An 11,057-nucleotide genomic window follows, 5' to 3' on the forward strand; every position below is an offset into this window, starting at 1 on the left:
GCGGGGTCTACAGCGATACTCCCTGCACTGCCACCGGGACCCGGCTGATGTTGGCACGGCGCCGCAACAATTTACTGCGACGCCGTTCAACTTGGTGGTTCTTCAGATCGCGGCCTTTCGGCTTTCATCCAGGTAAATTTCACGAAGGCGTTTGGCAATCGGACCGGGTGTACCATCACCCAACGTGACTCCGTCAATTTCCACTACCGGCATCACGAAAGCACTGGCCGAGGTCGTGAACGCCTCATCAGCCTCTTTGGCTTCGTCGATGGTAAACAGCCGCTCTTCAACTTCCATCTGTGCTTCGGCTGCCATGCGCAGCACGGCCTTGCGAGTGATCCCGTGCAGGATGTCGTTGGACAGCGGGCGGGTCACGATCTTGCCGTTCTTGACGAAATAGGCGTTGTTGCTGGTGCCCTCGGTCACAAAGCCGTCCTCGACCAGCCATGCATCGTCGCAGCCCGCTTTCTTGGCCATCATCTTGCCCATCGAAGGGTAAAGCAGTTGCACGGTTTTGATGTCGCGGCGACCCCAACGGATGTCCTCGATCGAGATGATCTTGGCGCCTTTCCGTGCCGCCGGGCTGTCAGCCAACCCGGGCTTGTTCTGGGTGAACAGAACGAGGCTTGGCTTGGTATCGGCCGAAGGGAAGACAAAATCCCGGTCACCGTCGCTGCCGCGCGAAACCTGAAGGTAGACCAGGCCCTCTTCTATGCCGTTCAGATCAACCAGCTTGCGGTGGATTTCCAGCAGCTCTTCCTTGGTGCAGGGCTCGGCCATCTCCAGCTCGTCCAGAGACCGCTTCAGGCGCACCGCGTGGCCCTCGAAATCGATCAGCTTGCCATCCAGTACACTGGTCACTTCGTAAACCGCGTCTGCAAACAGGAAGCCACGGTCAAAGATGGATACCTTGGCCTCGGTCTCGGGCAGGTATTCGCCATTTACATAAACGGTTCGGGTCATGTTTGTCTCCTCAGCCCCAGAGCGCCGCTTCGGGCGGGTAAACTCCGGCGTCGTCAAAAATCAGCGGGGTGTCGCGGTCTTCGGCCAACAGAAGCGGGCCGTCAAGGTCCGTCACCATCGCACCCTGCGCCAACAGTGTCGCGGGCGCCATGGCAAGCGAACTGCCAACCATGCAGCCGACCATGATGTCATACCCTTCCGCGATTGCGGCTTTGCGCAGTTCAAGCGCCTCGGTCAGGCCACCGGTCTTGTCGAGTTTGATGTTGATGACATCGTATTTCCCCTTCAGCCCGGGCAGGCTGGCGCGATCATGGCAGGACTCGTCGGCGCAGACGGGCACCGGGCGGTCCATTCCGATCAAAGCGTCGTCGTCACCGGCCGGCAATGGCTGCTCGACCAGCGCTACGCCCAAACGCACCAGATGCGGGGCGAGGTCGGCGTAAACCTCGGCCGACCAGCCTTCGTTCGCATCCACGATGATCCTGGCGTTCGGAGCACCGGCGCGCACGGCCTCGAGCCGGGGCATGTCATCTGGCGTGCCCAGCTTGATCTTCAGAAGCGGGCGGTGCGCGTTTTCGGTCGCCTGAGCCTGCATTGCCTCCGGAGTATCCAGCGACAGAGTATAAGCCGTGATCTCGGGTCCGGGCACCGGCAGGCCCGCTAAATCCCAGGCGCGCTTTCCGGCGCGCTTGCTTTCCAGATCCCACAAAGCACAATCCACGGCGTTCCGGGCGGCACCGGCAGGCAGCAGATCCATCAGTGACTGACGGCTGAACTCAGCAGGCAGACCGGTGATCTCGGCCTCGACCGACTCGAGCGTTTCGTCATAACGCGCATAAGGAACGCATTCGCCCCAGCCCTGCTGCGTTCCGTCCGACACCCGCACCGTCAGCACCTTTGCTTCGGTCCGTGACCCGCGCGAAATGGTAAACACCTGCGCCAACTGAAACACATCGCGAGAGACCTCTATCTGCACGCACCTGCTCCTTCATCTTTTCCCAAATACTCCCGCCAGAGGCGGAACCGGCCCGCCACCGGCGGGCCGGTTGGATCACATCGCGGCCAGCGCGTCCACCAACTTGGCCGAGCCGAACCGGAACGGATCGGTCGCCGGAAGCCCCATATCTGCTTCGATCTTGGCCAGATATACTGTCGCGTCCTCTTCGGACATGTGCTGCGTGTTGACCGAAACGCCGACGACCTGACAATCCGGGTTCGCCACTTTGGCCAGCGCCAGCGCAGTGTCGCGCAGGGTTTCGAGCGTCGGCAGCTGATAGGTCGGCAGACCGCGCATGTGCGCGCGGGTCGGTTCATGGCTCAGGATCAGCGCGTCGGGCTGGCCGCCGTGAATCAGCGCCATAGTCACGCCGGAATAGGACACATGGAACAGCGATCCCTGACCTTCGATCAGATCCCAGTGGTCGTCATCGTTGTCCGGTGTCAGCCATTCGATCGAGCCAGCCATGAAATCCGCAACAACGGCGTCCAGCGGCACGCCATCGCCGGTGATCAGAATGCCCGTCTGGCCGGTCGCGCGGAAGGTCGACTTCATACCACGCTTGCGCATTTCGGCATCCATCGCCATTGCAGTGTACATCTTGCCCACAGAGCAGTCGGTGCCGACGGCCAGACAACGTTTGCCCCTGCGCTTGATCCCGTTGGCGATCGGGTAATCAACCTCGGGTACACGCACGTCATGCAGCTTTCGCCCCGTTGCTTCGGCCACCGCCACCAGATCGGGCTCGTCGCGCAACAGGTTGTGCAGCCCAGAGGCCAGGTCAAACCCTTCCTCAAGCGCCATGACCAGAACCTTTTTCCACTCCTGGCTGATGACGCCGCCACGGTTGGCGACACCGATAACCAGCGTTTTGGCGCCGGCCGCTTTGGCCTCGGTCAGAGTCATATCCTTCAGACCCAGATCAGCCTTGCAGCCGTCCATACGATATTGGCCGACGGCGTTTTCCGGGCGCCAATCCTTGATGCCCACAGCCACTTTGGCCGCCAATTGGTCGGGCGCATCGCCCAAAAACAGCAGGTACGGTGTCTCGATCATTGCGGTCACTCCTTTGATTCCGGCCCAAGCTAGAGAAGCGTTTAAACGAGCGTTTCGCGTTTTGATCCGCCCAACACGGCGGGCACGCGAGTTTCTTGCACCATTGACACAAAAGGCGCAAAATTCTTCGAAGTTTCCAAAGTGATTAAACTTTAATCACCACTTCCCAGCTGCTGGCACGCAGCATTCTGCAACCGCATTGCCGCAGATGCACAATCTCCCTTGCGCCAGGTTGCGCAATTTAATACCTCATTGGGCGAGAAAATCGCAATTTCATTACCCACACGAGGTCCAGATGAGCTTTCGTATCCAACCCGCCGCGCCTGCACGACCCAATCGCTGCCAACTGTTTGGTCCGGGATCGAATACCAAACTGTTCCCGAAAATGGCAGCATCAGCTGCGGATGTGATCAACCTTGACCTCGAGGATTCGGTTGCGCCTTCGGACAAGGACATCGCCCGCGCCAATGTCATCGAAGCCCTGAACACTGTTGATTGGGGCAGCAAATACATGTCCGTTCGCATAAACGGATTGGATACCCCCTATTGGTATCGTGACGTTGTCGACGTGTTGGAGCAGGCAGGCGACCGTCTGGACCAGATCATGATTCCCAAAGTCGGCTGCGCATCGGATGTCTATGCCGTGGATGCCCTTGTCACCGCCATTGAACGCGCCAAGGGCCGGACCAAACCTATCAGCTTCGAGGTCATTATCGAATCCGCTGCCGGTATCGCGCATGTGGAAGAGATCGCAGCCTCCTCTCCCCGTTTGCAGGCCATGAGCCTTGGGGCTGCAGATTTTGCGGCCTCGATGGGGATGCAGACCACGGGCATCGGCGGCACACAGGAAAACTACTATATGCTGCGTGACGGCGAAAGACACTGGTCCGACCCGTGGCACTGGGCCCAAGCCGCCATCGTTGCAGCGTGCCGCACCCATGGGGTGCTGCCAGTGGATGGGCCATTCGGGGATTTCAGCGATGATGAAGGGTACATCGCTCAGGCGAAACGCTCGGCCACGCTGGGTATGGTCGGCAAATGGGCGATCCATCCCAAGCAGATTGCACTGGCCAATCAGGTCTTTACCCCGTCGGATGAGGCCGTTTCCGAGGCCCGCGAAATCCTGGCCGCAATGGAACAGGCCAAAGCCAACGGTGAGGGCGCAACCGTCTATAAAGGCCGCCTTGTCGACATCGCCTCAATCAAGCAGGCCGAAGTCATCGTGGCGCAGGCCGAACTGATTGCGGCGGGCAGCTAAGCCCCCAAAAAAGGGCGCTCGATCGAGCGCCCTTTCATGAATTCTTCAACGGCCAAAAACGTCATTGGGCGTCCATGTGAAGCGTTCCCCCTTCTTTCCTGACTTCATCATCAGGCAAGAGGTTCCCAGTTTCTGGAAATAGACGATCTTCAATGGATACCAGCCCGCCTTGGGCACTTCCACTTCGGTGCGTTGATTGGCTTCACAGCCCTGAATGCCATTTACCCGGCCAATCTGCTGACCGCCAACCCAAGCCTCTATCCCGTCATTCGACCACGTTTCCAGCTCGTAAACGCCCGGCGAGTCAAACCGCATATACCCTGTGACCTCGGCGGCAACGTTGTAGGCCTGGTCGAAGGTCAAGACATCCTCACCCTTGCTGGTGTCCCGGTAATCCAACCCGCGCAACGGCTTTCCGGGCTTCGCCTTAGACAGCATGCTTTTTGCCTGGCTCAGATCCCGGATCTTCTTGTGTTGATTGCCTGTACCTAAGTATTTGACATTCAAACCCGCCTTCGGAGACGGCTGTGGATTGGCAGGTTGCAGTTTCAGCGGGGCAGACAAAGCGGCCCCGGCAATGACCGACATGGCAACTGCGGTCGCCACTGTTCGAACGAGTTTCATCGTAATCTCCCTGTTTGCGTGCCGTTTTAGCTGGGCGTATCCCCTGGCAGCGTCATTACAAAGACACTAGGCCCTGAAAATTTGCGCTGCAAGAGAGTGTGGCTTCACATTTCCAGTGGCTACGCACGCAGATCCTTGGGTGACCCCATGACCACATAGGATGTGATCGACGTGACATGAGGCAACGTTCCCAGCACCTCGGTATGGAAGGTCTTGTAGGACGGCAGATCGGCGCATTCGACGCGCAGCAGGTATTCGATCGTACCGGTGATGTTGTGGCATTCGACCACTTCGGGGGCTTGTTGCAGGGCACGCTCAAACCCCTCCTGCGCCGCTTTCGTGTGTTCACCAAGACCGACCCCGATATAGGCGACAAAGCCGACACCCATCGCGGCCGGGTTCAGAACCGCACGATAACCGGTGATCACGCCGGCCTTCTCAAGCTCTTGAACGCGACGCAGGCAGGCGGACGGAGACAGCCCGACCCGTTCGGCCAATTCCAGATTGCTGATGCGCCCATCACGGGTCAGTTCGTGCAATATCTGGCGATTTATCCGATCATTCTTCATCATAAGTTGCAGAAATAGCGGAAACTCGCACGAAAAAGCAATTTCATTTGCTGCCGGTCAGACGATACTTCGCAGCATGACTTACGACATCCTTCTGGCGCTCATCGCTTTTGCCTTCGTGACATCCATTACGCCCGGGCCAAACAATCTGATGCTGATGGCATCGGGTGCGAATTTCGGCTTTCGGCGTTCGATCCCGCATATGCTGGGCATTGGCCTTGGCTTCACGCTCATGGTGCTGCTGGTCGGTGCAGGGCTGGTTCAGGTCTTTGACCGGTACCCGGTCAGCTATTCAGTGCTGAAGGTCGTGTCGGTGATCTATCTGCTCTATCTGGCATGGAAGATCGCGCATGCCGCGCCAGCCACAGGCGATTTGGCAGCGGGGACACCCATGACGTTTCTGCAAGCCGCCGCCTTTCAGTGGGTGAACCCCAAAGCCTGGGCCATGGCCCTGACCGCCACAACCGCTTACACGCCCAGTCAGACCCTGCATGCGATTGCGCTTGTGGCGTTGGTTTTCGGGGCGGTCAATCTGCCATCGGTGAGCACATGGACCTTTCTGGGGCAGCAGATGTCGCGGGTGCTAACGAACCCGCGCAGGCTGGGTGCGTTCAACTGGACAATGGCGGTGCTGCTTGTGGCTTCGCTCTATCCCGTTCTCTGGCCCAGTTGACCCAGACAGGTTTCGGCCAACACATTCTCGGGCGCGGTTTCGGGTGGGTACAGGGTCAGACGCCGCGTTAGATTGTCGTGGGTGCAGGTCAGAACGCGCAGCGCGGGGTCTTTCTTGGCGGCGGCCATCAGTATCCGTTTTTCCATTCGCCCATCTGAAATCGAACATCTTCACCACTCGGATCTTGCCGAGTTGCATCCGGAGCACCGTCAGGCCATATAGCAGGGAACTTTCGCGTTGAGAGGCGTCATGACCCAGTATCTGGATTTCGAAAAACCGCTGGCTGAAATTGAAGGCAAGGCTGAAGAGTTGCGTGCGTTGGCCCGAACCAACGAAGAGATGGACGTAACCGAAGAAGCCGCCGCGTTGGACGCCAAGGCCGCCAAGCTTCTGGATGAGCTTTACGCCGATCTGACCCCATGGCGGAAATGCCAGGTCGCCCGACACCCGGAACGCCCGCATTGCAGCGATTACGTCGATGCCCTGTTCACCGAATTCACCCCTTTGGCCGGAGATCGCAATTTTGCCGATGATCTGGCGGTGATCGGCGGGCTTGCACGTTTCAACGATCAACCCGTCATGGTGATCGGCCATGAAAAAGGCAGCGACACCAAATCGCGGATCGAACGCAATTTCGGCATGGCCCGCCCCGAAGGCTATCGCAAGGCGGTCCGCCTGATGGAGATGGCCGGTCGGTTTGGCCTGCCGGTGATCACCCTGATCGATACCGCCGGCGCCTATCCCGGCAAAGGCGCCGAGGAACGCGGTCAATCCGAAGCGATTGCCCGCTCGACCCAGATGTGTCTGAAGATCGGCGTGCCCCTGGTGTCGGTCATCATCGGCGAAGGCGGCTCGGGCGGGGCCGTGGCCTTTGCCACCGCCAACCGCGTGGCAATGCTGGAACACTCGGTCTATTCGGTGATCTCGCCGGAAGGTTGCGCATCGATCCTTTGGAAAGATGCAGAAAAGATGCGTGAAGCGGCCGAGGCGCTGCGTCTGACCGCTCAGGATCTTCACAAGCTTGGCGTTTGCGACCGGATCATCCCTGAACCCAAGGGCGGCGCGCATCGCGATCGTCCGGCCGCTGTCGAGGCTGTACGCGCGGCTCTCACCGATATGCTGGCGGAACTGGACGGCAAAGACGCGGCGACCCTGATACAGGACCGCCGTCAAAAATTCCTCGACATCGGCTCGAAAGGGTTGGCGGCGTAACCGTCAGCCGCCCAACCTGCGCAACAACGCAACCGAGGGTTCTCCGGTGACCGCCAGGCCATTGGCGCTTTGATACGCGCTAATGGCAGACGTCGTGTTTTTGCCGATCACCCCATCCGCGCCTTTCGTATCATACCCTTGGGATGTCAGCCGCCGTTGCAATTCCTTACGGTCGTCCAATGTCAGACCGTTTGCATCTGGCCCGAACGAGGCCTGAAACGGCGCGCCACCGGCGATTCTGTCCGCCAGATGACCGACCCCGATCGCGTAACTGTCCGAATTGTTATAGCGCTTGATGACCTGAAAATTGCGGAAGACGGCAATGCGCGGCCCGGGTTTCTGTGGTTGCAGCACGGCGACCGGTGTACCGGAAACGGTTCCAACCTCGCCCCCCCAAGGCTGCCCCCGCACCCAGCCTGCGCGCGACAGGTAAGCAGCGGTCGAAGCCAGCGAATCCGTCGGATCGTCCGACCAGATATCGCGCCGCCCGTCGCCGGTGAAATCCACGGCATAGGCAAGGTAGGAGGTTGGAATGAATTGCGTGTGCCCCATCGCACCGGCCCAGCTGCCGGTCATCTTGTCAGGCGTGGTGTCGCCATTCTGAAGGATCTTGAGCGCCGCGATCAACTGGCTTTCAAAGAACTGACCACGCCGCCCGTCATAGGCCAGCGTCGACAGGGCTGACACAACGGGCACATCGCCGCGACGCGCGCCATAGCGACTTTCCAGCCCCCACACTGCAACGACGATTTCCTTGTCCACTCCGTACTGCGCCTCGATCTGCGACAGCGTCCCGTTGTATTGCCGCAGCATCTTCTGGCCGGTGCTGATCCGTTCGTCCGAGGCGGCAATGGCCAGGTAGTCTTCGAGCGAACGCTTGAACTCTACCTGATTACGGTCACGCTCGATCACATCGGGCAGGTACCCTGCCCCCTGAAAAGCGCGATCAATCGTGGATTGTGAAATACCTTGCGATGCTGCCCTGCCCTTGAAACCGGCAACCCAGGCATCCCAACCCGCGTTGGGAACAGCCCGCATACGCGATGCAGGCGCGCTGGATGGCGCACCGCCACCCGTGCAGGCGGCCAACAATGTTGATCCAAGGCAAATGGAAAAAGTCCGTCGAGTGATCATGGCTGTGGTCTGCTCTTGTTTGTGATTTGCCTCAAGAGTAACCCAGTCGGGTTGAACAGGCCAGAACGGTGAAACCTTGCGCAGTGGGCGCGGGAATGTCGGCGGGATGCCGCTCAGCTCACCAGCAAGCGCAATCCCTGCGTCACGTCCGAACGGACCGCCAGGCGCAAACCCGGTTCGTCCCCGGCCTTGAGGGCCGCAATGATCAGCTTGTGATAATGCGGTGGCTCAGTGCGCCTGAGACGCCCGTAAAGCGCCCTCATCGTCGGCCCGAGTTGCAGCCAGACCGTTTCGGCAATGGCCAGCATCGCGGGCGCCTGAGCCCGCAGGTAAAGGGTGCGGTGAAATTCCAGATTTGAACGGATGTACCCAACCGCGTCCCGCTTGGTCACCATCTCGGCAACGGTCATGTTGATGGTCTGCAACCGGTCGATCAGCGCAATATGCGCCCGGGGCAAAGCCCGGCTGGCCAGCTCGACTTCCAGCAACGCGCGCAACGCCGCCAATTCCTCAATCCGGTCGTTGGTCAATTCAGGTGTCGAGACCCGGCCGGAATTGGACAGGAACAATGCCCCCTCGGCGGCCAGACGGCGCACGGCCTCTCGCGCCGGGGTCATCGAGACGCCGAATTCCTTGCCGATGCCACGCAAGGTCAGCGCCTGTCCCGGCGCCATCTCACCATGCATGATTCGAGACCTCAGGGCCCGATACACCCGGTCATGAGTGGCAGTTTGGGTGTCAGACGGGCGTGTGCTCAACATCCGCTTATGTGATCACAAAACAGCGAAAGGTCAACTCGGCTTTGCGTCAAACCTGTAACGGTGCAACTCTGCCCCATTGTCACGCAACCAGCGGCGGGGTTGCTGACAGGGGCCGAAAATGCGTTCCACCTGTTTCCAGAACGCGGGCGAGTGGTTCATCTCGACAAGATGCGCCACTTCATGCGCGGCCACATAGTGCAGCACCTCGGACGGCGCGAGAATGAGCCGCCACGAGAACATCAATCCACCCTGCGAACTGCATGATCCCCAGCGTGACCGTGTGTCGCGCAGGCTGAGCGTGCTGTACGACCGCCCCAGCATTGCCGCGTAATCATCACACGCGCCAATCAATCGGCCTCGCGCCAATTCCTTCAGAAACCGGGCCAATCTGCGCGCCTCGGCCCCTTCGGGCACTGCGACCTCGTCCGCCATCAACTGAACACGCCGACCCTTGGCGGGCACGATTCGCCGGACAACGCCTTCAATCGGTATCTTCTGTCCGAACTGCACCACGGCCGTTTCCGGCCTGTCCTGCAAATGCTGACGAATCCACTCTTCCTTGGTACGTGCGAAACTCAGCGCCTCGGATTCAGGCACACCGATCGGATAGGTCAGCGTAACCCGGCCGTCCAGCTGAGAAATTCGCAAACTGATGCGCCGCGCCCGGGCGGATTTGCGCAGCCTCAGCGGCACCGGCGGTGTCCCTGGCAATGCGTGCTCTCCCATATCGCGACCTCTCTTGCGCAAAGACTTTGACAGTGCCCTCTGCCTGTGGCAGGTGAGCTGAATCATTTAGACGACTCACCTGATATCAAGGGGATTTGACATGCCCAAGGAAGAATGGGGCGTAAAGCGCGTTTGCCCGACCACCGGTAAGCGATTCTACGACCTGAACAAGGACCCGATCATCAGCCCCTACACTGGCGAGATCGTGGAGCTTGAAACATCCAAAAGCCGCATGATCGCGGCGGATGCAGAAGATGCCGCCTCGGTCAAAGCGCGTGAAAACGCGTCGGATGAGGAGCTGGTACTGGATGACGACGACTCTGTCGACGTCGAACTGGATGATGATCTGCTGGATGACGATGATGACACCAGTGATGACGTTTCGCTGGATGATATCACCGACATGTCTTCGGAAGACGAAAACTGATCAAGTCAAAGGCGACCGCAGGGTCGCCTTTTTCGTTTCACGGACAGCTTAGTGCGGATTAGTGCGGAAATTAGCGTTCGATTCCATTTTTGGACTTGCACTCGTCGTCACTGTCTCCTAAACGTCCGTCCACCGCATCAGCGGTACCTAGATGGGGCCTTAGCTCAGTTGGGAGAGCGCTTGCATGGCATGCAAGAGGTCAGGGGTTCGACTCCCCTAGGCTCCACCATTTTTCTCCTCAGTTCGAATTCACTCGCAGTCACACGGCTTTGTAAATAAGGCCTTTGACGTGTCAGTCTTTCTTACCCCCAAGGAAACTTGGGGTCTGCCAGTATTCCCATTGTGGGGGTCTGTGTGGGGTTCGCCAGTGAGAAAGTATGCGAGATGACCAAACTGACAGACAAACAAATCAAGGCTGCTAAACCCGGCGACAAGAAGATCAAGCTGGCAGATGGCGGTGGCCTGACGCTGATCGTTCACCCGAAGGGCAGTAAGACATGGGTCTGGTGAGCAGCCTCATCTGACTGGTCCAAATTGATTGTTAGTGCATTGTCGGCCTGCGATCCATTGGTATGATGGCTTCGGGCGCTGGCGGGCGATAGCCCAGTGCACTGTGGGGCCGCTTTGTGTTGTAGTGTCTCCTCCATTGTTCGATCA

At 59.2% G+C, this 11,057-nt stretch carries 15 protein-coding genes and 1 tRNA gene; 6 read left to right on the forward strand and 10 right to left on the reverse strand.

Annotation, left to right across the window (positions count from 1 at the left end; all coding sequences use genetic code 11):
- Positions 1-102 precede the first annotated feature (102 nt).
- The 3 genes from GOW56_RS14130 to dgcN all read right to left on the reverse strand — a co-directional run bounded on the left by GOW56_RS14130 (position 103) and on the right by dgcN (position 3,016).
- A complete protein-coding gene (locus GOW56_RS14130) occupies positions 103-963 on the reverse strand; it encodes a D-amino-acid transaminase (protein WP_152459035.1) in 861 nt (286 codons plus the stop codon).
- A 10-nt stretch (positions 964-973) separates the two neighbouring features.
- Positions 974-1,939 (reverse strand): N-acetyl-D-Glu racemase DgcA, encoded by a 966-nt coding sequence (gene dgcA / locus GOW56_RS14135; RefSeq protein ID WP_171206285.1) that lies wholly within the window; start codon positions 1,937-1,939, stop codon positions 974-976.
- A gap of 75 nt (positions 1,940-2,014) precedes the next feature.
- Positions 2,015-3,016 (reverse strand): N-acetyltransferase DgcN, encoded by a 1,002-nt coding sequence (dgcN, locus tag GOW56_RS14140; protein ID WP_171206286.1) that lies wholly within the window; start codon positions 3,014-3,016, stop codon positions 2,015-2,017.
- 295 nt (positions 3,017-3,311) lie between these two features.
- Between dgcN and GOW56_RS14145 the strand changes: the two genes are divergently transcribed.
- The gene (locus GOW56_RS14145) at positions 3,312-4,274 is read left to right on the forward strand and encodes an L-malyl-CoA/beta-methylmalyl-CoA lyase (RefSeq protein WP_171206287.1); all 963 of its coding nucleotides are present in this window, start codon (positions 3,312-3,314) and stop codon (positions 4,272-4,274) included.
- A 45-nt stretch (positions 4,275-4,319) separates the two neighbouring features.
- Here GOW56_RS14145 and GOW56_RS14150 read toward each other — a convergent pair whose 3' ends face one another.
- Both GOW56_RS14150 and GOW56_RS14155 read right to left on the reverse strand, forming a co-directional pair.
- Complete coding sequence (locus GOW56_RS14150; protein ID WP_152459039.1) at positions 4,320-4,898, reverse strand: PA14 domain-containing protein; 579 nt, start codon at positions 4,896-4,898, stop codon at positions 4,320-4,322.
- A 119-nt stretch (positions 4,899-5,017) separates the two neighbouring features.
- Positions 5,018-5,470 (reverse strand): Lrp/AsnC family transcriptional regulator, encoded by a 453-nt coding sequence (locus GOW56_RS14155; RefSeq protein ID WP_171206288.1) that lies wholly within the window; start codon positions 5,468-5,470, stop codon positions 5,018-5,020.
- Between the two features lie 73 nt (positions 5,471-5,543).
- Between GOW56_RS14155 and GOW56_RS14160 the strand changes: the two genes are divergently transcribed.
- Positions 5,544-6,140: a LysE family translocator gene (locus tag GOW56_RS14160; RefSeq protein WP_171168988.1), complete on the forward strand. Its 597-nt coding sequence runs from the start codon at positions 5,544-5,546 to the stop codon at positions 6,138-6,140.
- Here GOW56_RS14160 and GOW56_RS14165 read toward each other — a convergent pair.
- Complete coding sequence (locus GOW56_RS14165; protein WP_171118860.1) at positions 6,116-6,286, reverse strand: hypothetical protein; 171 nt, start codon at positions 6,284-6,286, stop codon at positions 6,116-6,118. The genes GOW56_RS14160 and GOW56_RS14165 overlap by 25 nt on opposite strands.
- 103 nt (positions 6,287-6,389) lie before the next feature.
- Here GOW56_RS14165 and GOW56_RS14170 point away from each other — a divergent pair, with 103 nt between their 5' ends.
- On the forward strand, positions 6,390-7,352 hold the full coding sequence (locus tag GOW56_RS14170) for an acetyl-CoA carboxylase carboxyltransferase subunit alpha (protein ID WP_152459042.1): 963 nt from the start codon (positions 6,390-6,392) through the stop codon (positions 7,350-7,352).
- Positions 7,353-7,355: 3 nt separating this feature from the next.
- Here the strand turns inward: GOW56_RS14170 and GOW56_RS14175 are convergent, their stop codons facing one another.
- From GOW56_RS14175 to GOW56_RS14185, 3 genes are all read right to left on the reverse strand, one after another.
- Positions 7,356-8,486, reverse strand: coding sequence for a lytic murein transglycosylase (locus GOW56_RS14175; protein ID WP_171206289.1), 1,131 nt, complete (start codon positions 8,484-8,486; stop codon positions 7,356-7,358).
- Positions 8,487-8,599: 113 nt separating this feature from the next.
- On the reverse strand, positions 8,600-9,247 hold the full coding sequence (locus GOW56_RS14180; RefSeq protein WP_170346010.1) for a GntR family transcriptional regulator: 648 nt from the start codon (positions 9,245-9,247) through the stop codon (positions 8,600-8,602).
- Between the two features lie 30 nt (positions 9,248-9,277).
- The gene (locus tag GOW56_RS14185; protein WP_254447228.1) at positions 9,278-9,973 is read right to left on the reverse strand and encodes a M48 family metallopeptidase; all 696 of its coding nucleotides are present in this window, start codon (positions 9,971-9,973) and stop codon (positions 9,278-9,280) included.
- 100 nt (positions 9,974-10,073) lie between these two features.
- Here GOW56_RS14185 and GOW56_RS14190 point away from each other — a divergent pair, with 100 nt between their 5' ends.
- The 3 genes from GOW56_RS14190 to GOW56_RS14200 all read left to right on the forward strand — a co-directional run bounded on the left by GOW56_RS14190 (position 10,074) and on the right by GOW56_RS14200 (position 10,910).
- Positions 10,074-10,400 carry a TIGR02300 family protein gene (locus tag GOW56_RS14190; RefSeq protein ID WP_152459046.1) on the forward strand — a complete coding sequence of 109 codons (327 nt, stop codon included), beginning with the start codon at positions 10,074-10,076 and terminating at the stop codon, positions 10,398-10,400.
- A 153-nt stretch (positions 10,401-10,553) separates the two neighbouring features.
- Positions 10,554-10,629, forward strand: a tRNA-Ala gene (locus tag GOW56_RS14195).
- Positions 10,630-10,784: 155 nt separating this feature from the next.
- Positions 10,785-10,910, forward strand: coding sequence for an Arm DNA-binding domain-containing protein (locus tag GOW56_RS14200; protein ID WP_171206291.1), 126 nt, complete (start codon positions 10,785-10,787; stop codon positions 10,908-10,910).
- A gap of 31 nt (positions 10,911-10,941) precedes the next feature.
- Here GOW56_RS14200 and GOW56_RS14205 read toward each other — a convergent pair.
- Positions 10,942-11,057: integrase core domain-containing protein (locus tag GOW56_RS14205; protein ID WP_171206292.1), on the reverse strand; the 116-nt coding region annotated here is incomplete at its 5' end.

This window comes from Ruegeria sp. HKCCA0235A (genome assembly GCF_013033235.1).
Lineage (GTDB): Bacteria > Pseudomonadota > Alphaproteobacteria > Rhodobacterales > Rhodobacteraceae > Ruegeria.